This is a genomic window from Streptomyces ipomoeae 91-03, assembly GCF_000317595.1.
GTDB classification, from domain to species: Bacteria; Actinomycetota; Actinomycetes; order Streptomycetales; family Streptomycetaceae; genus Streptomyces; species Streptomyces ipomoeae.
In genome coordinates, this window is record NZ_AEJC01000153.1 from 1 (window position 1) to 20,419 (window position 20,419).

At 70.9% G+C, this 20,419-nt stretch carries 19 protein-coding genes; 11 read left to right on the plus strand and 8 right to left on the minus strand.

Annotated elements, in window-relative coordinates:
• Positions 1 to 1,553, plus strand: a 1,553-nt coding sequence (locus STRIP9103_RS09815; protein WP_009306741.1) for a pyridoxal phosphate-dependent aminotransferase, incomplete at its 5' end; no start/stop codon positions are given.
• 261 nt (positions 1,554 to 1,814) lie between these two features.
• Here STRIP9103_RS09815 and STRIP9103_RS09820 read toward each other — a convergent pair.
• On the minus strand, positions 1,815 to 2,654 hold the full coding sequence (locus STRIP9103_RS09820) for an AfsR/SARP family transcriptional regulator (protein WP_048820003.1): 840 nt from the start codon (positions 2,652 to 2,654) through the stop codon (positions 1,815 to 1,817).
• 273 nt (positions 2,655 to 2,927) lie between these two features.
• Here STRIP9103_RS09820 and STRIP9103_RS09825 point away from each other — a divergent pair, with 273 nt between their 5' ends.
• The 6 genes from STRIP9103_RS09825 to STRIP9103_RS09850 all read left to right on the plus strand — a co-directional run bounded on the left by STRIP9103_RS09825 (position 2,928) and on the right by STRIP9103_RS09850 (position 8,923).
• Positions 2,928 to 3,512 carry a L,D-transpeptidase gene (locus tag STRIP9103_RS09825; protein WP_141583325.1) on the plus strand — a complete coding sequence of 195 codons (585 nt, stop codon included), beginning with the start codon at positions 2,928 to 2,930 and terminating at the stop codon, positions 3,510 to 3,512.
• Between the two features lie 314 nt (positions 3,513 to 3,826).
• Positions 3,827 to 5,086, plus strand: coding sequence for an ABC transporter substrate-binding protein (locus STRIP9103_RS09830; protein ID WP_009306748.1), 1,260 nt, complete (start codon positions 3,827 to 3,829; stop codon positions 5,084 to 5,086).
• 26 nt (positions 5,087 to 5,112) lie between these two features.
• Positions 5,113 to 6,192: a HEAT repeat domain-containing protein gene (locus STRIP9103_RS09835; RefSeq protein ID WP_048820005.1), complete on the plus strand. Its 1,080-nt coding sequence runs from the start codon at positions 5,113 to 5,115 to the stop codon at positions 6,190 to 6,192.
• 95 nt (positions 6,193 to 6,287) lie between these two features.
• Positions 6,288 to 7,073: an intradiol ring-cleavage dioxygenase gene (locus STRIP9103_RS09840; protein ID WP_048820015.1), complete on the plus strand. Its 786-nt coding sequence runs from the start codon at positions 6,288 to 6,290 to the stop codon at positions 7,071 to 7,073.
• 348 nt (positions 7,074 to 7,421) lie between these two features.
• A complete protein-coding gene (locus STRIP9103_RS09845) occupies positions 7,422 to 7,904 on the plus strand; it encodes an ATP-binding protein (RefSeq protein ID WP_009306746.1) in 483 nt (160 codons plus the stop codon).
• 146 nt (positions 7,905 to 8,050) lie between these two features.
• Positions 8,051 to 8,923 (plus strand): intradiol ring-cleavage dioxygenase, encoded by an 873-nt coding sequence (locus STRIP9103_RS09850; RefSeq protein ID WP_048820006.1) that lies wholly within the window; start codon positions 8,051 to 8,053, stop codon positions 8,921 to 8,923.
• Between the two features lie 13 nt (positions 8,924 to 8,936).
• Here STRIP9103_RS09850 and STRIP9103_RS09855 read toward each other — a convergent pair whose 3' ends face one another.
• From STRIP9103_RS09855 to arfA, 3 genes are all read right to left on the minus strand, one after another.
• Positions 8,937 to 9,899, minus strand: coding sequence for a sulfite exporter TauE/SafE family protein (locus tag STRIP9103_RS09855; protein ID WP_009306726.1), 963 nt, complete (start codon positions 9,897 to 9,899; stop codon positions 8,937 to 8,939).
• A gap of 154 nt (positions 9,900 to 10,053) precedes the next feature.
• Positions 10,054 to 10,512: an RrF2 family transcriptional regulator gene (locus STRIP9103_RS09860; protein WP_009306810.1), complete on the minus strand. Its 459-nt coding sequence runs from the start codon at positions 10,510 to 10,512 to the stop codon at positions 10,054 to 10,056.
• Between the two features lie 142 nt (positions 10,513 to 10,654).
• A complete protein-coding gene (gene arfA / locus STRIP9103_RS09865) occupies positions 10,655 to 12,169 on the minus strand; it encodes an arabinosylfuranosidase ArfA (protein ID WP_009306781.1) in 1,515 nt (504 codons plus the stop codon).
• A gap of 252 nt (positions 12,170 to 12,421) precedes the next feature.
• On the opposite strand from arfA, the gene STRIP9103_RS09870 reads away from it, so the two are divergent.
• Both STRIP9103_RS09870 and STRIP9103_RS09875 read left to right on the plus strand, forming a co-directional pair.
• Positions 12,422 to 13,102, plus strand: a complete 681-nt coding sequence (locus STRIP9103_RS09870) for a hypothetical protein (RefSeq protein WP_009306834.1) — start codon at positions 12,422 to 12,424, stop codon at positions 13,100 to 13,102.
• Complete coding sequence (locus STRIP9103_RS09875) at positions 13,099 to 14,355, plus strand: MAB_1171c family putative transporter (RefSeq protein WP_086019246.1); 1,257 nt, start codon at positions 13,099 to 13,101, stop codon at positions 14,353 to 14,355. The genes STRIP9103_RS09870 and STRIP9103_RS09875 overlap by 4 nt, the downstream gene beginning before the upstream one ends.
• 34 nt (positions 14,356 to 14,389) lie before the next feature.
• On the opposite strand, the gene STRIP9103_RS09880 is transcribed toward STRIP9103_RS09875, so the two are convergent.
• The 4 genes from STRIP9103_RS09880 to STRIP9103_RS50595 form a co-directional block, all read right to left on the minus strand.
• Positions 14,390 to 15,235, minus strand: a complete 846-nt coding sequence (locus tag STRIP9103_RS09880) for an SMP-30/gluconolactonase/LRE family protein (RefSeq protein ID WP_009306751.1) — start codon at positions 15,233 to 15,235, stop codon at positions 14,390 to 14,392.
• Positions 15,232 to 16,005, minus strand: a complete 774-nt coding sequence (locus STRIP9103_RS09885) for an IclR family transcriptional regulator (protein ID WP_009306728.1) — start codon at positions 16,003 to 16,005, stop codon at positions 15,232 to 15,234. The genes STRIP9103_RS09880 and STRIP9103_RS09885 overlap by 4 nt, the downstream gene beginning before the upstream one ends.
• A 201-nt stretch (positions 16,006 to 16,206) precedes the next feature.
• Positions 16,207 to 17,448: a helix-turn-helix domain-containing protein gene (locus STRIP9103_RS09890; RefSeq protein ID WP_009306724.1), complete on the minus strand. Its 1,242-nt coding sequence runs from the start codon at positions 17,446 to 17,448 to the stop codon at positions 16,207 to 16,209.
• Between the two features lie 3 nt (positions 17,449 to 17,451).
• Positions 17,452 to 17,604, minus strand: coding sequence for a hypothetical protein (locus tag STRIP9103_RS50595; protein ID WP_009306761.1), 153 nt, complete (start codon positions 17,602 to 17,604; stop codon positions 17,452 to 17,454).
• A 354-nt stretch (positions 17,605 to 17,958) separates the two neighbouring features.
• Here STRIP9103_RS50595 and STRIP9103_RS09895 point away from each other — a divergent pair, with 354 nt between their 5' ends.
• Positions 17,959 to 18,990, plus strand: coding sequence for a PorA family protein (locus STRIP9103_RS09895; protein ID WP_009306800.1), 1,032 nt, complete (start codon positions 17,959 to 17,961; stop codon positions 18,988 to 18,990).
• Positions 18,991 to 19,226: 236 nt separating this feature from the next.
• The gene (locus STRIP9103_RS09900; protein ID WP_009306827.1) at positions 19,227 to 20,381 is read left to right on the plus strand and encodes a glycosyltransferase family 4 protein; all 1,155 of its coding nucleotides are present in this window, start codon (positions 19,227 to 19,229) and stop codon (positions 20,379 to 20,381) included.
• Positions 20,382 to 20,419: the final 38 nt, after the last annotated feature.

Sequence of the window (20,419 nt, forward strand, 5' to 3'; positions counted from 1 at the left end):
GCCCCTCGATGGCGGCGCTGACGCGCGAAGGCGGCGACGGGGTGGGTCCGGTGGACTTCTGTATCCCGTGCAACCCCTACTTCCCCACCCCCGCCATGTTCGACGACATGGCGAGCAGGCTGCGGGACATCATCACGTACTACCCCAGCAGCGCCGACACCATCACGGCCGAGCTGTGCAATCTCCTCCAACTGCCGCCGCAGTGCGTGGCGATGGGCAACGGCTCCACCGAGCTCATCACCTGGATCGACCACCTGCTGGTCCGTGAGTCCCTCGCCGTCCCCGTCCCCACCTTCGGCCGCTGGACCGACCAGCCGATGGAGACCGGCAAGCGGGTCGACATGTTCCCGCTCCAGGAGTCCAGCGGCTTCGCCCTGGACCTCGCCCAGTACGCCGAGTTCATCCGCCAGCGCGGTACGAGGGTCGCCGTCATCTGCAACCCGAACAACCCCGACGGCGGCTTCCTGCACCGGCACGCGCTGGTGCAGTTCATGGACGCGATGGCCGATCTCGACCTGATCGTCATCGACGAGTCGTTCCTGGAGTTCGCCGACGCCGAGTCCGAGCCGAGCACCGTCCAGGACGCGGTGATGCGTCCCAATGTCATCGTGCTGCGCAGCCTCGGCAAGAACTTCGGTCTGCACGGCATCCGCTTCGGCTACTTGGTCGCCAACCCGGCGCTGGCGGGCAAGGTCCGCTCGATGCTGCCGAAGTGGAACCTCAACTCCTTCGCCGAGCACGTGGTGTTCATGCTGAAGAACCACGGCGCCGAGTACATGGAGAGCCTGCACCAGGTCCGCCGCGACCGGCTGGACATGGCCCGCCAGCTCTCCGCCCTCCCCGGGCTGACGGTCTACCCGTCGCAGGGGAACTTCCTCTTCGTGCGCCTGCCCGTGGGCGCCGAGGGCACCGTGGTCCGGGACCGGCTCCTCACCGAGCACCGCATCCTGGTCCGCGAGTGCGGCAACAAGGTCGGCTCGTCCAGTCGCTTCCTGCGACTCGTGGTCCGGCCCCAGGTAGACGTGCGTCGCCTGGTGTCAGGCCTGGAGTCGGTTCTCTACGGGTCCAGGAGGGGAGCCGCCGTACCTGAGCTGGGCACCGGGACCAGCTACAGCTCGGGTACGGCGGCCGTGGACAGACTGATGAGCGAGACCAACGGCGCCGGGATGCAGGGCCTCGCGGCGCAGGCCATGAGCATGCCCGCCCCGGCACCGGCCTCCTCCATGCAGTTCCCGTCCCCCGCGCCGGCTCCCGCGCCCGCTCCCGCTCCCGCTCCCGCTCCGGCGCCGATACCCACACCGCTGCCGACGCCTGCCCCCCTGCCGACACCGGCTCCCCTGCCGACGCCCGCCGCCGCGATGCCGGCGCCCGGTCTCCAGCCCGTCGCCCAGACCGGTATGCCCGGCCTCGCCGCCGCCGCCGCGGGCCGCCGCGCGATGGGCGCCGCCCAGGGGCTCACCGCGGCCCAGGTACGCGGTCGTACGGAGCCGGAACCGGTGGACGAGCCCCAGGGCTGGCCGGCGGCCGGGGCGATGTACAACCAGGTGGGCTGATACCGGAACGTGGAGACGCCCCCGACAGGCCTGGACAGGGCGCCTGTTGGGGGCGTTCGTCGTTGACCGACCGGCCGACCGACCGGACGACCGGCAGCTCTCTCCACCCCCGGTTCTCACCGCCCCTCGGTGCTCACCGCCCCTCGGTGCTCGCCGACCCTCCGTTCGGTTCGGGTGGAGATTGTTGCGCCCGGGCCCGCCCGAGAGCGGTTCACTCGTTGGTGCTGACGCCGGAGCCGGCCCGGAAGGAGGTTGGACCGATCACTCACCGGGACGTCGCCGGTCGGCCGCCGCGTCCCGCTGCTGGACCACCGACCTGCGCCGCTCGGCCCTCTCCCCCCGTCGCTCGGCGACGCGCGTTCCCCGTCGCCGTCCCGTCACTCCCCGCCGCCGGACCACCGCCCACCTCCCGAGCGGCGCCCACAGTGGTTCCACCTCGCCCGTCAGGATCTGTTCGTGGAGGCGGCGCAAGGGCAGGCCGGGGTCGATGCCGAGTTCTTCGCGGAGGTGGTCGCGGGTGGTGCGGTAGTGCTCCAGGGCTTCGGCGGTGCGGCCCGACTGGGCGAGGGCGAGCATGAGTTGGCCCGCCAGACGCTCGTCCAGTGGATGCTCGGCGGTGCGTACGCACAGCGTGCTCAGCACCTCGCCGTGGCGCCCGGCGCACAGCCGTAAGTCGGTCAGGTCCAGCTGGGCCACGTGGTGTTCGGACTCCAGGGCGACACGGAGCGCGTTGAACCACGGTGTGTCCAGGCCCGCGAAGGGCTCGCCCCGCCAGACGGCCAGCGCCCGTTCGAGGCAGCCCGCCGCGGTCGCCGGGTCGGCGGCCCGGCGGGCCTCGGCCAGTAACTCGTGGAACCGGTGGAGGTCCACCGCACAAGGCTCGACCGTGAGAACGAAGCCTCCCCCGCCACGTACGATCCCGGCGTCGTCCCCCAACACCCGGCGCAGCCGGGAGAGATACGTGTAGAGCGCGTCGGCGCCCCGTTTGGGCGGCCTGTCCGCCCAGACGCGGTCGATGAGTTGGGCCACGGTCACCGGGGATCCGGTGTTCACGAGCAGCGCCGCCAGCACCGCCCGCTGCCGAGCCGTACCGAGATCCACCGCCTCCCCCCGAGAACCGGCGGCCTCTCCCGTTCCGCCCCGATACGCCCCAAGTCTTCCGAGCACAGCGAACTCCAGCACCACGAACCCCCCGAATTCCGGTGACTGCCTCGCCCTTCAAAGAACTTGAAAGGTTCCTGAAAAGCCTACGGACCAATGTCATAGCCAGGTCACCGGCGCAGCGCAGCTCCTTCACAAGGGATTCGCGTGACCGCCGTGACACACGAACACCCGCTACGCACGCGGGACCAGCGACACAACATGGGGGACACCTTGAGCACACGTACGCGTATCACCGCCGTGGCGACCGCGGTCGTCGCCGTCGCCGGGCTCGCCGGCACCGCGTCGCTCCCGGCGCACGCCGCCCCGGAGAGCACGAAGTCGGCCGCGGCCTCCGGCTACTACCTGCACTTCGACAAGGGCACGAACACCAACTCGCGGCTGTACCTGAAGCAGTCGGGCACCAACAAGGTCATCGCGTCCTTCCGGGCCGGCTCCGGCGTCAGCACCAACGAGTGCACCCGTATGAAGGGCTGGCTGCCCACGAAGTCGTACACCATCAAGAACTGGTTCACGAGGTACAACGGCAGCGTCATCAAGGGCTACGCCTTCCAGCTCAACGACACCAAGTGCAAGAACAACAGCACCTGGCGGACCGAGCTGTTCATCCACAGCGAGATGACCAGGACCGGCGGCCAGGGCGCCAACACTCCGGGGAAGGACGACGCGGACCGCTGGGAGGGCAACAACGACTACAAGTCCGCCGGCTGCATCAAGATGAGCCCGACCGACATCAAGAAGCTGTACGAGCAGGCCAGGAGGGTCGGCTTCCCGACAAAGCTCGTGGTGACCAACTGACGTAGGCCTCACCTGGGTGACAGCCCGTCGGACGCCCGGCGTCCGACGGGCTCTTGTCGTTCCATGACGGGTTCTTGTCGTTCCATTTCGCGACCTGAACGACACAGGCGCCGAATCCGTACTTCCTGTCGTCCACAGGCCGTCCCGGTCAAGCCGTCCCGGCCACCCGTGTCACAGCCTTGGAATCGAAACGCAATGCCACGGGCCCCGTACCGCACGAGCGCACGTTCTACGATCAAGCCTTCGCGTACGCGTGCGTGCGAGGCCAAGCCCATGTACTCACGTGTCTCAGGTTCGGCTGGAAGTGGTGAACCGTGCGTCACAAGGCCCGGATGGTGTCGGCGGCCACGGCCGCGCTGGGGCTCGTGGCCGGGCTGTCCGGATGCGGCGGGAACTCGGACCCGGAGGCCGGGGCGGTCACGCTGACCGTCGTCGCGACCAACTACGGCGACAGCGTCCACAAGAACTCCGAGGGGTTCTGGGGCCGGGTCACCCTGGCCTTCAGCACCGAACACCCGGACATCGACGTGGATGTGAAGGTCTACGACCCCGGCGAGATCGACGAGAAGGTCGCCGAACTGGTCGAGCGGGGCGACGCACCCGACATCGTGCAGTCCGACAGCTACTCGGAGTACGCCGCCGACGGCCTCCTCTACAGCGCCGACGAGGTGCTGTCGGTCCCGGTCGAGGCCTCCTTCGTACCGAGCCTCGAGAACGCCGGCGAGCTGGACCGGCGCCAGTACGGGCTGCCGTTCACCGCGAGCACCCGGCTGCTGTACTACAACAAGGACCTGTTCGCCCAAGCGGGTGTCGAACCCCCGAAGAGCTGGGACGAACTCCTCAGCGCCGCACGGGCGTTGAAGGCACTGGGCGTGAAGTATCCGATCGCCGTGCCGCTCGGCCCCGAGGAGGCCGAGGCCGAGACCCTGATGTGGCTGCTGGCCGGCGACGGCGGCTACACCGACAGCACGAACAGCTACGACATCGCCTCCGCCGCCAATGTGAGAACGCTGACCTGGCTCAGGGACAAGCTGGTCGGCGAGGGCCTCACCGGCCCGGTCCCACCCGGCGAGCTGAACCGCGGCACCGCCGTCCAGGCCTTTCTCGACGGTGACGCGGCCATGGTCAACGGCCCGCTGTCGCTGATCCGCCGGATCGAGGACTCCTCCGAGTCCGTCCCCTATGGTTCCGTCCCACTGCCGAGCAGGAACGGCAAGGCCACCCCCACCATGGGCACCGCCGACTGGGTCATCGCCTTCAAGAACGACGAACACCGCGAGGCGATGGGGAAGTTCCTCGACTTCCTCTACGGCGACAAGTACGTCACCGAGCAGGCCACCGAGTACGAACTGCTCCCCGTCACCGTGTCCGCCGCCGACGCCATGCGCGCCGACAAGAAGCACGAGCCCCTGTGGAACGGCCTCGACACCCTCCGGAACCTCCAGCTCTACCCTGTCGCCGAGACCAACTGGTCCGAAGTGGCCACCGCGATCCGCCGGCGGATCGGCCAGGCCGTGGCGCCGGACGGCAACCCCCGGACCGTACTGGAGTCGATCGCGGAGACGACCGGGTGACCGTGTGTCAACCGGATGTTCCACGGGTGACGGTCGACGATCTGCTCCGTGCGGTCGACGGCGGATCGGCGGACCTCGTTTCCACCGTCTTCCATGACCTGGAGAAGCCGCTCTCGCCCGCGGAGCGGGAAGCGGTGCTGTCGCTCGCCCGGCGCTGGTACGAGGCCGGAGCCGAGGCCGAGCTGCGTCGTCGTACCGGTGCGAGCGGGCCCGCCGGGCGGGCTCGGGTCATGGACGACGAGTACCACCACTGCGAGGAGATCACCCTCGGCGGGGTGACGGTCCGGGACGGCCACGCGGCGATCCTGACCTGGTGCGAGGAGCAGTTCGAAATCCGTACCCCGTTCGAGGAGTTGGTGACGCGCGCGCTCGCGTTCCCCGACCGGGATCACATGGTCCGGTGGCAGGTCTCGAACACGCTGGGCTGCCGCTGGGACGACGAGACCTGGTCCGCCGTCCTCGCCCTGCGCGCCCACCCCGATCACATCCGACGGCTCCTCGCCATGGACGTACTGTTCTCGCACACCACGACCCGGTACGTGCCCGACGACGGAACCTGGGCATCGTCGCCGTACGAGGACCGCGCGTACGACGTCTTCGCCGCCTGGGTCGAGGAGGAGCGGCACCCGCTGGTGCTGCCGAACGTGCTGGTCGGGCTCGTCCAGTACTACGACCCCCGGAACGAGGCCGTGGGGCTGAGGTTCGCGGGGCATGCGGACCCCGAGGTGCGCGGCATCGTGCCCGGGCTCCTGGAGAGCCGGGAGCCGTTCTCACCGGCGGCGCGCGAGGCGCTGTGCGCGCTCATGCGGGACCCGTCGACGCCGGTCCGGTGCTCGGCGGTCGTCACGGTCGCCGAGCACCCGGACCCGCACCCCGCCCTCAGGGACGCGCTGGCCGAGCGATTCGGGGACGAGGACGAGGCCGTCCGCGTCATGGCCGTGTTCGGCCTGGCCGAGCGGGACGACCCGCGGTGCGTGGCGGGGCGGGACCGGATGGCGCCGGTCGAGGACCCGGAGCGGTACGGCTACGGCGTGCTCGACGCGACCCAGCGGTACGAGGAACGCCGCGACGGCACGGGCGACGGGTGGCGTTGGCGTCGCCACTGATGCCGATCAACTTGCCTGACTGAGAAGATACTTGACGGTCGCTCACTTTTTTCGACCGCCGTCCGACCGACAGATTCCGCTCTACTGTCGTGTTCATGACAGACACCTCAATGCCTCCAGAGGCATCTTCGATCGGACGTCGCACCGTACTGATCGCCACGGGCGCCACCGCCGCCACCCTGGCCGTGGGCGCCGCCGCCACATCCGAGGCCCCCGCGGCCGGGACGGCCGGAGCCGGGGACGCCGCCCCGGTGGCCGCCGCGGCGGTCTGCACCCTCACGAGGGAGATGACCGAAGGCCCCTACTACCTCGACGGACAGTTCGTCCGCGCCGACATCACCGAGAACAAGCCCGGCATCCCGCTCCGGCTCACCCTCACCGTCGTCGACGACGACACCTGCGCGCCGCTCGCGGGCGCCCTGGTCGAGGTCTGGCAAGCCGACCACCTCGGCGAGTACTCCGGCTTCGTCGGCAACAACGGCCACAACGAGCCCGACAACGGCCGGTTCCTGCGCGGCGGTGTGCTGACGAACTCCAGCGGCGTCGCGACCATCACCACGATCTACCCCGGCTGGTACCGGGGCCGGTGCATCCACATCCACCTCAAGGTGCACACGGACGTCACGCTCACCCCCGACGGCTCGTTCACCGGCGGCCAGGAGCTCCACACCGGCCAGCTCTACTTCGACGAGGCCGTCACCAGGAGGGTCGCGGCGCTCTCGCCGTACTCGACCAACACGGTCCCCCGCACCACGCTCGCCCAGGACTCCATCTACGACGGCGGGGGCGCCGCCTCCGGCCTGCTCACCCTGACGGCACTGGGCAGCTCCCCGTCGGCCGGCTACGCGGGCTCCCTGACGGTGGGGGTGGAGTCGAGCTGACGTAGCCCCTTCCGGCTCCGCTGCCGGATCTCCCCGCCCGGAGAGGCCCCGGCCTCCCTCCCAGACCGTGCGGGAGGGGGGGCGGCGGCATTGCGGTACTTCGGCGTTTCGGCGTTTCGGCGTTTCCGGGTTCGTGATCGGCGGCGTGAACCGATCAGCCGAGGTCGGTCGAAACCGATCGCACTCCGGTCGTATTCATACGGTTGCGACCAGGCACGATGCGCTCTCGATCTCCTGGGTACTGATCGGGCGAGCGCGGCTAGCGTGGGCGAGGTGCGGCAGTTCACCTTTGACGCCCGGCGCCCCGCGCCCAGACCGATCGACCCCTACCGAGAGGAGGCGGCCACGATGTCGGGCGGGGAGACAGACGGCGGAACCGGCGGCACCCGTGGCACCGGCCGCACCGGCGATCCCGGCGGCGGCGGTTCCGTCGAAACCCCCGAAAAGCTCTTGCTGAAACGGCACTTCACCGAAGAGAACCTGCCCCGGGTGAGGGCCCAGGTCGAGGACACGGCAGCCGCGGCGGGGCTGGGCGGGGTGCGGCTCGGCGAGTTCACGCTGGCCGTCAGCGAGATCGCCGCCAACGCCGTCGAGCACGCCGGCGGCCACGGCCGGCTGGAACTGCGCCGGCTCCCGGACGAACTGGAGTGCCGTATCACCGACAACGGCCCCGGCTTCGTCCCGGCCATCCCCGAACTCCTCCCCGGCCTCACCGACGACTGCCCCGGCCGCGGCCTCTGGCTCGCCCACCTGGTCGCAGACCGCCTGACGGTCACGACCCACACCACGGGCGAGGGCGCCGCGGTGACGCTGGCGATGCGGTTGAGGTGAGCCGCCGGGCCGACGGTTCCACTCCGGTCGACACACGGAGAGTGTCCCAACTGGGCCGTAATCACCGGTAGTTGAGAGATACATCCCCAGCGCGTTCACAGCAGCACATAAAGGTTCTCTTCAGATGCGCTCCTAACTTCATGCACATGACGGAGAACACCACACCCCAGAACGCACACCAGGCCTCCACGCAGGACGCCACCGGCAAACACCGCCGGGACAAGAGCGTCCAACGGCGCCGGGTCCTCATCGGCGGTGCCTCGGTCGCCGCCGTGGGCGGGCTCGCGGCGGCCGGCCTGGCGGCGGCCACCACCGACAGCGGCACCGCGTCGAGCACCACCGCCGACTCCTCCTCGACCTCCGAGTCGTCGTCCGAGTCGTCGTCCTCCTCGACCAGCAGCGTCTGTGTCCTGAACGCCGAGGTCACCGAGGGTCCGTACTCCCTCGACGGCGCCCTGGTCCGCGAGGACATCCGGGAGGACAAGGAGGGCTTCGAGGTCCAGTACACCTTCACGGTCGTCGACGTCGCCAACGACTGCGCCCCGCTCGCGGGCGCCCTGGTGGAGATCTGGCACGCCGACCACCTCGGCGAGTACTCCGGCTTCGTGGGCGGCAACGGCCACCAGGAGGAGGACAACGGCACCTTCCTGCGCGGCGGGCAGATGACCGACGAGAACGGTCAGTGCAGCATCACCTCGATCTGGCCGGGCCACTACGTCTCCCGCTGCACCCACGTCCATATGCGAGTGCACACGGACGTCACCCTCACCGACGACTCCTACACCGGCGGCGAGGTCATCCACACCGGACAGCTCTTCTTCGACGAGGAGATCAACGCGGAGATCCAGGCGCTGGCCCCGTACTCGGAGAACACCACGAGGGAGACGCTCCTCTCGGAGGACAGCATCTACGACGACGGGGGCGCGTCCAGTGGTCTGCTGACGCTCACCGCGCTGGGCAGCGGCGTGTCGGACGGCTTCAAGGCGACGCTGACCGTGGGCGTCGACAGCGGCGACTGACAGCCGATACGCGTCAGAGGTTGCGCGATCCGGCCGGTTCGACGACCGCGGACTCGGCGTCGTGGCCGGTCGCGGCGCTCCCTGTGCCCCTCTCGGGCGCGGGGAGCGCCGCCTTCTCCCTCAGGTGGGCGCGGATCGAGTACGTCAACGCCGCCGCCCAGAGCACGTACACGGCCAGGTACACCACCGTGCTCACCGCGCCCGACGCCGCGATCCAGTCGCTCTTCAGCAGCGTACGGACGTTGGTGGCGATGATGACGCCGCCGACCGCGGAGCCCAGGACGCGCGGCGGGACCAGACGGACCAGCCAGGCGGCGATGGGGGCGGCGATCAGACCGCCGAGCAGGAAGGCGGCGACCCAGGCCCAGTCGAGGCCCTGGGAGCCGAGGGAGAAGAGGAAGCCGAGGCTCGCGGCGACCGCGACGAGGAACTCGCTCGTGTCGATCGAGCCGATGACCTTGCGGGGCTCCATCCGGCCGCTGGCCAGCAGCGCGGGCGTCCCGACCGGGCCCCACCCGCCCCCGCCGGTGGCGTCCAGGAAGCCGGCGACCAGGCCGAGCGGCGACAGGAACCGCTTCCGCAACGGCTGGCCGAGCCGTTCCTTGGGCAGTCCGCGCAGGGTGAAGCGGGACAGGACGTAGAGGCCGAGACCGAGCAGGATCAGCGACATCAGCGGCGCGGCGACCTCGGTGGAGAGGTTCGACAGGACCGTGGCCCCCAGGAACGCGCCCACCGCGCCCGGCACACCGATCCTGGTGACGACCTTCCAGTCCACGTTGCCGAACCGCCAGTGCGAGGCGCCCGACATCAGCGTCGTACCGATCTCGGCGAGGTGGACCGTGGCCGAGGCCGCGGCCGGGTTGGTGCCCATGGCGAGCAGCAGCGTCGTCGAGGTGACCCCGTAGGCCATGCCCAGGCTGCCGTCCACCAGTTGGGCGCCCAGACCCGCAAGCGCGAGCAGTACCAGCGTCCGCATCGAGTTCGTCCCGCCTTTCCTAGCTTCCCCACCGGCTGAGTAGGGATTGGCCGGGCCACAGTACGGGACCGAACTGAGGAAAGGCTGAGGACGAGATAACGATCCGGTGCGGGTTCGCTCCGCCACGGGGACACGGTCACCGGCTGCCCACCGGTTACGGGTTCTCCCAGGCGGCCGGTTCCGCCGCCAGCTGCTTCACCGGCTCGGGCAGCGCACCGGCCGCGATGTCGGCCACGGTGACGCCCTCCAGGATGCGGCGGACGTTGGCCCGCAGGGCGATCCAGAGGGGCAGCAGGGGTTCGGCGGAACCAGTGTAGGTCAGCCCCGTGGGCCGCTCGCCGCGTACGGACACGATGGGCCCGTCGACGGTACGGATGATGTCGGCGACGGTGATCTCGCCGGGGTCGCGGGCGAGCCGGTATCCCCCGCTCCCACCCCGCCGGCTGGTGACCAGCCCCCCGCGCCGCAGATCCCCGAGGATCCCCTCCAGGAACTTGTGCGGAATCTCCTGCGCCGAGGCGATGACCTCCCCCTTGACCGGCCCCTCCTCCTGCCGCACGGCCAACTCCAACACAGCCCGTACCGCGTAGTCCGCCCGCGCAGAGATCCTCATGGGGCCATTGTCGCCTGCTTGGCACCGCCGCCCAGCACCCCGCGCCCCATTAGGGGCGCGAGGCGGATATGCGGCTCCGCCGCGTGGGCGCGAGCAACCACGAACGACCCGCAGTCGGCGACAGACGGTCTCGACCGAGCTCCTAGCCGAGCCGGATCACATTCCAGGACAGCGGCTCAAGAACCGCGCTCAACACCCCGTCCCGAAGCACCGCCCCCTCAACCGCATGCGGAACCACCCTCTCCGGCTCCTCCAACGTGTTCCGCGCGTCAGGATCGGCATCGGCAACCGCACTGTGCTCGACAACCCGGCTCAACTCCAGCCCGTTCAGCACCACTTCCAACGGCAGCGCAGCGTCCCGGCTGCGGTTCACCGCGAAAACGGTCACCGCCCCGTCGTCGGCCCGCACCGCCGTCGCATGCAGCAGCGCCGCTTCCCCGTACTTCTTCGTCTCGTACGTCGGCGAGTCCACCCGTACGTCGAGCACCTGACCGCGCCCGTACCGCGAGGCCTGCGCGAAGGGGAAGAAGGTCGTCTGCCGCCAGGCGGGTCCGCCCGGCTCGGTCATGATCGGGGCGATGACGTTGACGAGCTGGGCGAGACAGGCGACGGTGACCCGGTCGGCGTGCCGCAGCAGCGCGATCAGCAGGGAACCGAAGACGACCGCGTCCATGACGCTGTAGTTGTCCTCCAGCAGACGCGGGGCCTCCGGCCAGTCCAGCGGGTTCTCCTTCGCGGAGTCCTCCCACTCCTGGAGGTACCAGACGTTCCACTCGTCGAAGGAGAGGTTGATCTTCTTCTTGGACTTGAGCTTCGCGCCCACGTGGTCGGCGGTGGCGATCACGTTCTCGATGAAGGACTCCATGTCGACGGCGGAGGCGAGGAAGGAGTCGTAGTCGCCGTCGGTGGGCCAGTAATAGGCGTGCAGGGAGACGTAGTCGACGAGGTCGTACGTCTCCTCCAGGACCGTCGCCTCCCAGGCGGCGAAGGTCGGCATGGACTGGCTGGAGGAGCCGCAGGCGACGAGTTCGACGCCGGGGTCGATCTGGCGCATGGCGCGGGCGGTCTCGGCGGCGACACGGCCGTACTCCTGGGCGGTCTTGTGGCCGGTCTGCCAGGGGCCGTCCATCTCGTTGCCCAGGCACCAGAGTTTGATGCCGAAGGGGTCCTTGTCGCCGTGGGCGACGCGGAGGTCGGACAGGGCCGTGCCGGCGGGGTGGTTGGCGTACTCCTGGAGTTCCAGGGCCTCGGCGACGCCTCGGGTGCCGAGGTTGAGGGCCATCATGGGCTCGGCCTGGGGGCCGATCTTCTTCAGGAAGGCGATGTACTCGGAGAGGCCGAAGCGGTTGGTCTCGGTGGAGCGCCAGGCGAGGTCGAGGCGGCGGGGGCGGTCCTCCACCGGACCGACGGAGTCCTCCCACTTGTAGCCGGAGACGAAGTTGCCGCCGGGGTAGCGGATCGTGGTGACGCCCAACTCCCGGACCAGCTCCAGCACATCGGTGCGCAGGCCCGCCTCGTCGGCCGTCGGGTGGCCCGGCTCGTGGATCCCGGTGTAGACGCAGCGGCCGAGGTGTTCGACGAAGGAGCCGAAGAGTCGGGGGTTGACCTCGCCGACCGTGAAAGCGGGGTCGAGGGTGAAGCGGGCGGTACGGGACATGGGAGCCCTTCGTCGTTCGACATTACGGATGGCGCTCGTTACATCGAACGGGACGCTAGGGTCGAAGTCAGGGCGCGTCAATGGGGGCCGGGTGCCCGGGCGTCCGCCGTGCACGACGAGTGGCGCGTGCGGGTTGTACGTGGCTGGTCGCTCTCCCGCTCTCGGTCGGCCGATCTTCAACGACCGCTGGATTTTGTGGTGTCGGGCCGCAGCGGCCACATAGGGTCGGGCCGAGGAGGGGGGACCCGGGCGATGAGCGGCGAGGGCGCGGCGGAGGTCGGCGGTCTGCGGAGGGTCGCCGCGCGGGCGCGGGCGGCGTTGTCGCCCTCTCGGTCCTCCGCCGAGATGCGGAAGTTGACCGTCGGGCTCGCCAAGGCGGTGCGGGCGAGGCTGGACGCGCCCGTCGGGGTACGGGAGTTGGGGGCGGCGCTGTGTGCGGAGATGAGCGCCCGGCGGGGTGGGCGGCCGGTGGAGTTGCGGTTCGAGCGGTTTCCGGACGAGTTCGAGGTCACGGGGTTGTGGATGGAGTTCCCGGACTTCGACCTGGTGATCGTCGAGGAGCGGGCGGAGACGGTGCAGCAACTGGTCATCCTGGGCCATGAGTTGTGGCACATGCACGCCGGGCACTGTCATCACCATGTGAAGGGCGCCGACGCCGCCGCGATCGCGCTGTCCGGGCGTGCGGGGTGGCGCGGGTCCGCGCTCTCCCCCAAGCTGTCGGCCGCGTTCGAGCAGGGCGGCACCCCGATCGCGGCCCGCAACGGCTCGCACGCCTCCGAGGAGCGGGAGGCCGAGGACTTCGGGCACCTCCTCGCCACCGCCTTCCGTGCCTGGGTGGACACCGGGCCGGGCGGCGGCGGTCCCGTCGACCCGGCCGACCCCGTGGGGCGGGCCATCCAGGCGTCCCTGGGCTGTCGCAGGCCCCGCGGATGAGAGGAGCCGCCGTGGCCGTGACGACGACGGGGGCCATGAGTCCCGCCGACTTCTTCGGCGGGCTGTACATCTCCTTCTGGATCCCCACGGCCGTGCTGACCGCCGCCCTGATGATCAAGCTGCCCAGCATCGTGAAGCTGTGGCGGGAACCGCTGCTGCGCGCGGTCGGCGGGCTGCTGCTGCTCGCCTGCTGTGTGTTCGTGTTCGCGGTGCCGTCGACGATCGCGTGGACCAACCGGGTCGCCGGGGTGCCGAACATCGCCGCGCCCTGGGTGTACTCCCTGATCACCGCGTTCTGCGCGTCCGGTCTGCTGCTGATCGTCGCCTGGCGGCACGGCCCGCCCGACAGCTCCGCGACGACCCGCCGGGCCCGGCGCCGGGTCGTCGCCGTGTACGCGTCGGTGATCGTCCTGCTGTGGGTGCTGTTCGCGCTGGCCGACGTCGACGAGGAGCGGCTGCGCGATCTCGACACGTACTACGCCACCACGCCCTTCATGCGCGAGGAGATCCTTCTCTACCTGGTCGCGCACACGGCCGCCTGCGTGATCACGTACCGGCTGATCCGCGACTGGGTCCGCGTGAACGGCCTCGACCTGTGGCTGCGCGGCGGTCTCAAGGCGCTGGGCATCGGCTACGCGCTCAACCTGGTGTTCGACGCCGCGAAGCTCACGGCGCTGGTCGCCCGCTGGACCGGGCACGACCTGGACTGGCTGAGCACCCATCTCGCGCCGCCGGTGGCCGCCGTGGCGGCCATCTTCGTCGCGGTCGGCTTCATCCTTCCGCACGGCGGCCAGTATCTGCACGACCGCTGGCGGGTACGGGTCGGCCTCTGGCGGCTGCGCCCCCTGTACCTGCTGACCCGCACCGCCGGCGGCCCCGGCGTCCCCTTCACCCTGCGCGCCCCGGCGGAGCTGCGCCTCACCCGCCGCGAGACCTTCATCCGCGACGCCCTGCTCCAGCTCGGCCGCCACCTCGACGAGGACCTGCGCCGCCGTTCGTACGACGCGGCCCTCGCCCTCGGCCACACCCCGGCCCGGGCGAGAGCCCTGGCCGCCGCGATCACGATCCAGGACGCGCTGGCCGCGCGGAGGCGGTCGCCCGTCGACGGGCCGACGGCGTCCGCCCCGCCGTTCGCCACCTCCGATCTCCTCCAGGACATCGAGGCGGTGTCGCGGATGCTCCGCCGGACGGCCGACATCGAGGCGGTACGCACCCTCGCGGCCACCTCGGCGCGCGCGTCCTCCCCCCGCTGAGGCTGAAGCGGGGGGAGGAGATGGCGGCCGGGGTTCAGCCTGCGAACGGTGGCTGGGCGAGGCCCTTGCCCGCGCCCGGGACCACCAGCAGCGAGCCCGACAGGGGGTGCGGTGTGTCCGTGCCGACGCGGGCCGTGGTGATGTACAGGTCGGTCAGGTCGGGGCCGGCGAAGGCGCAGGCCGTGGGGCGGGGGGTGGGGAGGTCGATCACGCGGTCCAGGTCGCCGGACGGGGTGTAGCGGCGGACGGCGCCGCCCTCCCACAGGGCGACCCAGACACAGCCCTCGGCGTCGACGGTGAGGCCGTCGGGGAAGCCGGCGCCCTCCTCGATCGTCACGAAGGGGCGCCGGTCGACCGGCAGGTGGCCGTCGTAGTCGAAGACGTCGATGCGGCGGGTCGGTGAGTCGATGTAGTACATCAGCCGTCCGTCGGGGCTCCAGCCGGTGCCGTTGCTGACGGCGACGTCGTCGAGGATCGGCGTCACGGTGCCGTCGCCGGTGATCCGGCGCAGGGTGCCGCCGCCCGGGGCCTCGTCGTAGCGCATGGTGCCGGCGAAGAGGGAGCCGTCGGGGGCGACGGCGGCGTCGTTGGCGCGGCGGCCGGGGACGGGCTCGTGGTGCAGCCACCGGAAGCCGCCGTCGGCGTCGCGCAGCCCGACGCCGTCCCGGAGGTTGAGGACGAGGCCGCCGCCGGCGCGGGGCTTGACGGCGCCGACGTGTTGTTCGGTGACGAGGACCGTGCGGCGGCCGTCGGCCGGGTCGAACGTGTAGACGCGGGAGCCGAGGATGTCGATCCAGATCAGCCGCTGGGCTTCGGCGTCCCAGGTGGGACCCTCGCCGAGGGTCGCGTACTCCCGTACCGCTACTTCGTAGGTGCTCATGCCACGCTCCGGTATCCGAGGCGCTCGGAGAGTTCCGCGGCGCCCTTGACGGCCAGCTGTTCCAGCTCGATACGGCGCTCGTCGCTCCAGCGGATCATGGGGACGGAGATCGAGAGCGCGGCGACGACCTTGCCGGCGCGGTCGCGGACCGGGGCGGCGACGCAGGAGACATCGGGGTTGGACTCCCGGCTCTCCACGGCGAGACCCCGCTCACGGATCCGCGCCAGGGCCTCCCGCAGGGCGGCCGGGTCGGTGATGCTGTTGGGTGTCATGGCGACCAGATCGGCGTTGTCCGGGATACGGGCGTTCAGCTCGGCCTCGGGAAGGGAGGCGAGGAGCATCTTGCCGACGGAGGTGCAGTGCGCCGGGAGGCGGCGGCCGGCGGCGGAGACCATGCGGACCGCGTGCGTGGAGTCGACCTTGGCGATGTAGATGACGTCCGTGTACTCCAGGATCGCCACGTGCACCGTCTCGTCGCAGGTCTCGGCCACGGACCGGGCGACCTGCTGGCCCTCGGCGGCGAGGTCCAGCTGCTCGGCGTAGCGGCTGCCGAGCTGGTACGGGCGGACGCCGAGGCGGTAGCGTCCCGGCTGGCCCTGCACCGGCACGATGTACGCGCGGGCGGCGAGCGTGGTGACCAGCTCGTGCACCGTGGTGCGCGGCAGCTGGAGCTTGCGCACGATGTCGGGGGCCGACAGTGTGCCGTCCCCGTCGAGGAAGAGCTCCAATATGTCGAGCGCCCGGGTCACGGCAGGTACTAGGCGTCCCACGGTCGGCCCCCTCCCTTGTCTCTGTGAGTCTGTTCGAAATTTCAACAGACGATCGGCATAACGAACACAGGCTAGTCAACGGGATGCGGGCGGGCAATGGTCGGGTGCGCTCTGTGACGGGGGAACAGCCTGACCGCGCCCCTTGGGGGCGCGGCTGTCCTCCGCTTTCCAGCCGACCGAGACGGGTGGGCGGGCGAAGAGTCAGCGGCGGGAACGCGGGTCGCCCAGTTCGCCGCGTAGGCGCTGGGCCCTGAGGACCAGCTCCAGTTCGAAGCGGCGGTCGGGGTCGTCTATCTCGTCGCCCCACAGCTCACGGATCTGGCGGAGGCGGTAGCGGACGGTCTGGGGGTGGACGCCGAGGCGGGTGGCGACCTCGGGGGCGCCGCCGCGGGTCTCCAGCCAGGCGAGCAGGGTTTCGGCGAGGCGGCGGCCATGGGTGGGGCCGCAGTGGGCGAGGGGGGCGAGGCAGCGCAGGGCGAGGTCGTCGATCAGTTCCTCCGGCTGGAGGAGGACCAGGGCCTCGGTGTGCTCGGTGCAGTGCAGGACCTCCCCGCCGGGCAGTAGGCGCCGCTCCATCAGCCGTACGGCGGCCTCGGCCCAGCGCAGCGACTTCGCCGCCTCGGCCAGCGGTACGGGCGGGCCGATGGCGCCGGACCAGCCGGTGAGGGCGCGGTGGAGGAGTTCGGGGCGGCCGGCGGCGTCCGGCTCGGGGACGACCATGCGCGGCTGCTCGTACTCCATGTCGAGGAGGACGCCCTGGCCGACGGCCGGGGCCATGGCCTCGCGGGCGGGGCGCAGCAGCACGCCGACCGCGACCTTCTCCGGGAGGGCCCAGCCGATCCGGGCCGCCCGTTCGGTGAGCGCGTCGGCGGGGTCGCCCCGGTGGTGCTCGGCGAGGAGGAGTTCCATGAGCCGGCGCTGCAGGCGCAGCCGCTCGCCCGCCTGCCGGGCCGCCGCCTCCGCGTAGCCGCGCACCGACTGGTCCACCAGGCCGTCCAGGTACTCGTATCCGGCGTCGACGAGCTCGTACATCGCGGGCGGCGGGATCTCCACCCGCTGCCCGATGTCCGCGAAGCGGCGCCAGGCGAGGCGTACGCCGAGACGGTAGATGGCCTGGAGGGAGTCCAGGCTGCGGCCGTTCAGCCCCTCTCCCCGGCCGAACTCCTGGAAGACACCGGGGGGAACGCGGGGGCGGCCCTCGGCGGTCTCCAGGTGCTGGACGAAGACCTCGATGGCGCGGCGGATGCCGATGAGGGCCATCGGTTCGCCGGAGTCGTCGAGGACGAGGGGCAGGTGGGGGTATTCGCGGCGGATCTCGCGCAGGATCTCCTCGGCGAGGGCGGGGGCCTCGGCCATGGCGATCGCGGCGAACTGCCGTACCTGGAGGCGCGGCACATCGTGCCAGGCGGAGCGGACGGTGACGGTTCCCGGGCGCCCGGTCACGTCTCAGCGCTCCTGGCCGGCGTTCTCGTAGGTGATGAGCGGGGTGTTCGGCTGGTCCGGCGTCGCGTCGAGCAGCGCGACGACGCCGAGCGCGGCCCCCACGGCGAGCGCGGCGGCGGCCACCATGGTCAGCGCGGCGGCGAGCAGTCTGGACATCGCAGGGTCAGCCTCTCTGTCGAAAGGTCGTCCCCCACCCGGGCACCCCGCACCGACCGGGACCGTCCGATGGTCCCCAAGTCTGTCCGGCGACTCCCGCCCGCTTCGCGACGGGACCTCCTGACGGACCCTGGGCCGGCGCCCCGCCCAGGCCGCCGGCTCCGGCCCAGTGTCAGCAATGCATTGACACTGCGTCAAGACTCCGCCTACGGTTCCCGGCCCAAGTGGGTGCCCTCCGGCTTCCCTCACATGGGTGCCTTCCGGCCCCTGCCGCACGCGCACAGCCCCCTCCTCGGTGTCGACCCCACGCACGCCTACCCGAGTCGCACCTCCCAACGCCCCTGGAGTGCCCGGATGCGCCGTACAGCCCACCCGTCGCCCGACCACCACCCCTCATCGAGGCCCTTCGGGCCGCACCTTCCGGTCGCCTTCTCATTGGTTCTGCTGGGTCTCGGCACCTTCCTGCTGGTGCTCGCGCCCCTGCTCGCGTGGTACGTGGAGCCACGGGCCGCCGTGAACCCGATCGACATCGACACGACCGCCGTCTACACCGGCACGGGCAGCGTCTTCGACGTGGAGCAGGTGAAGACCGTGCCGGACCAGAAGATCACCGTGACCCAGCGGGTACGCGGCGACGTGGCCGAAAGTGAGCGCAGCGGGGCCGCCGTCTGGGACGTGACGACCACGGTGGACACCGACAAGACACTGCCGGCCGCCGATCCGCACGACGCGCTGGACTTCACCCCGCACCGCTGGGTCAGCGACCGCAGGACCAACCGGCCCGTCCACTGCTGCGACGAGAAGCCGTACATCGAGGGCGAGGCGTACCTGAAGTTCCCCTTCGATGTACAGGAACGCTCCTACCGCTGGTGGGACAACACCCTCGGCGCGACGGTCACGCTCCACTACAAGGACCGCAAGAAGATCCGCGGCTACGAGGGACTGCGCTTCACGGCGAAGGTCCCGGCCACCAAGACCGGTACCCGCCTCGTCCCCGGCGCCCTCGTCGACGAGCCGACCCGGCCACAGGTGCTCGCCGAGGAGTGGTACGCCAACCACGGCATCGAACTCGTCGTCGACCAGAGCACAGGGCGAGTGCTCTACGCGCAGACCGGGCCGCGCCGGACCCTGCGGGCGCCCGGCGGCAACGAGGACGCGGCGGTACTGCTCGACGCGCGGAAGCTGGCGTTCACCCCGGCGACCCAGAAATTCGCCGTCGACCAGGCCGAGAAGGACAGTGGGCTGCTGCGACTGGTGGGGCGCACGGTGCCGATAGGTGCCGCTGTGGTCGGTTTCGCCCTCGCCGCGACGGGTGCCGTATTGGTCGTACGGGGCAGGCGGCGCCCTGATACGTCCGAGTCGTCCCAGGAGCCGATCACGATGTGACAGGGCGTCAGCTCAACAAACCCCGGAAATTGTCACGCCGGTGAGTAGCAGCTTCGAACCGCTCGGCGAAAACTATCCACCCCACCTGAGCACAGCCCGCCCACACCTCGCCCATACGCCCCGGATTCCCTGCGACTGGACCGACCCCTACTGGAACGACCCCTACTGGAACGACCCCCCACAGCGAAGTTCTCTCCCCCGCTGAGTTCCGCACCCCGAGACGAGTTGGAGCACCCATGCCCCAGCACGTGCCGTTCTCGCTGGTCGACACGTTCCCGCGTGGCGTCCGGCACGAGGCGGCGGGCGCCCCACCGCCACGCCGCATCGTCTTCCTCGCCCGCCGTGACCTCGGTAATCCGGCAGCGGGGGGCTCCGAGCTCCTCGTCGACCGGCTCGCCGAGGGCCTGACCCGACTCGGCCACCAGGTCACCCTGCTGTGCGGCGGCCCCGCGGCCGTCCGCGACTACCGGGTCGTGTCGGCCGGCGGCGACCTGAGCCATCATCTGCGGGCCAGATCCACGTTCGCCCGCCAGGTCGGCGACTGCGACCTGCTCGTCGAGGTGTGCAACGGCATGCCGTATCTGACGCCGCTGTGGCATCGCGGGCCCACGCTCTGCCTCGTCAACCATGTGCACACCGATCTGTGGCAGCTGCGGTTCGGCGGTCTGCTGGCGCCGGCGGCGCGGCTCGGCCGAAGACTCGAACACTGGGCGCTGACCGGTGCGCAGCGTCGCAATCTCGTGGTCGCGGTCTCCCCTTCCACCGCCGGCGCGCTCCGCTCGATCGGTGTGGAGCGGGAGCGGATACGGGTCGTCCACAACGGCGTCGAGGAGCCGGGGCCGCGGGCCGCGCGCTCCGCCGAGCCGCTGTTCGTGGCCGTGGGGCGGCTGGTCGAGTACAAGCGGATCGATCTGCTGCTGCGGCTGTGGGAGCGGGTGCGGCCCGTGACCGGCGGGCGGCTGGTGATCGTCGGCGACGGGCCCGAGAGGGCCCGGCTGGAGGCTCTGGCCGGGCCCGGTGTCGAGTTCGCCGGGCATGTTTCCGAGGGCGAGAAGCACCGGTTGCTGTGTGCGGCCTGGTTGTTGCTGCATCCGTCGGCCGTCGAGGGGTGGGGGCTGGTCGTCACCGAGGCCGCCGTCCGGGAGACGCCGGCCATCGCCTTCGATGTGCCCGGGCTGCGGGATTCCGTGGTGGACGGGGAGACCGGGGTGCTGGCTCGGGGGGAGTCCTCGTTCGCCGCGGCGTGGTGTGCGCTCGCCCTCTCGGGGGAGCGCCGGGAGTGGATGGGGAAGGCCGCGCGGGAGCGGGCCGCGCGTTACCGGTGGGCTCACACGGTTCGGCGGTTTCGGGATGTCGCCGGAGAAGCTGTGCGGGGTTGGGGTTCGACGTGAGCGCCAAACGGAGTGCCGCGACTGACGGACGGCGAGTG

Coding starts and splice junctions, on each gene's coding strand:
- STRIP9103_RS09840 (WP_048820015.1), top strand. CDS start 6,288: ATGACAGACACCTCAATGCCTCCAGAGGCATCTTCGATCGGACGTCGC.
- STRIP9103_RS09845 (WP_009306746.1), top strand. CDS start 7,422: ATGTCGGGCGGGGAGACAGACGGCGGAACCGGCGGCACCCGTGGCACC.
- STRIP9103_RS09850 (WP_048820006.1), top strand. CDS start 8,051: ATGACGGAGAACACCACACCCCAGAACGCACACCAGGCCTCCACGCAG.
- STRIP9103_RS09855 (WP_009306726.1), bottom strand. CDS start 9,899: ATGCGGACGCTGGTACTGCTCGCGCTTGCGGGTCTGGGCGCCCAACTG.
- STRIP9103_RS09860 (WP_009306810.1), bottom strand. CDS start 10,512: ATGAGGATCTCTGCGCGGGCGGACTACGCGGTACGGGCTGTGTTGGAG.
- arfA (WP_009306781.1), bottom strand. CDS start 12,169: ATGTCCCGTACCGCCCGCTTCACCCTCGACCCCGCTTTCACGGTCGGC.
- STRIP9103_RS09870 (WP_009306834.1), top strand. CDS start 12,422: ATGAGCGGCGAGGGCGCGGCGGAGGTCGGCGGTCTGCGGAGGGTCGCC.
- STRIP9103_RS09875 (WP_086019246.1), top strand. CDS start 13,099: ATGAGAGGAGCCGCCGTGGCCGTGACGACGACGGGGGCCATGAGTCCC.
- STRIP9103_RS09880 (WP_009306751.1), bottom strand. CDS start 15,235: ATGAGCACCTACGAAGTAGCGGTACGGGAGTACGCGACCCTCGGCGAG.
- STRIP9103_RS50595 (WP_009306761.1), bottom strand. CDS start 17,604: ATGTCCAGACTGCTCGCCGCCGCGCTGACCATGGTGGCCGCCGCCGCG.
- STRIP9103_RS09895 (WP_009306800.1), top strand. CDS start 17,959: ATGCGCCGTACAGCCCACCCGTCGCCCGACCACCACCCCTCATCGAGG.
- STRIP9103_RS09900 (WP_009306827.1), top strand. CDS start 19,227: ATGCCCCAGCACGTGCCGTTCTCGCTGGTCGACACGTTCCCGCGTGGC.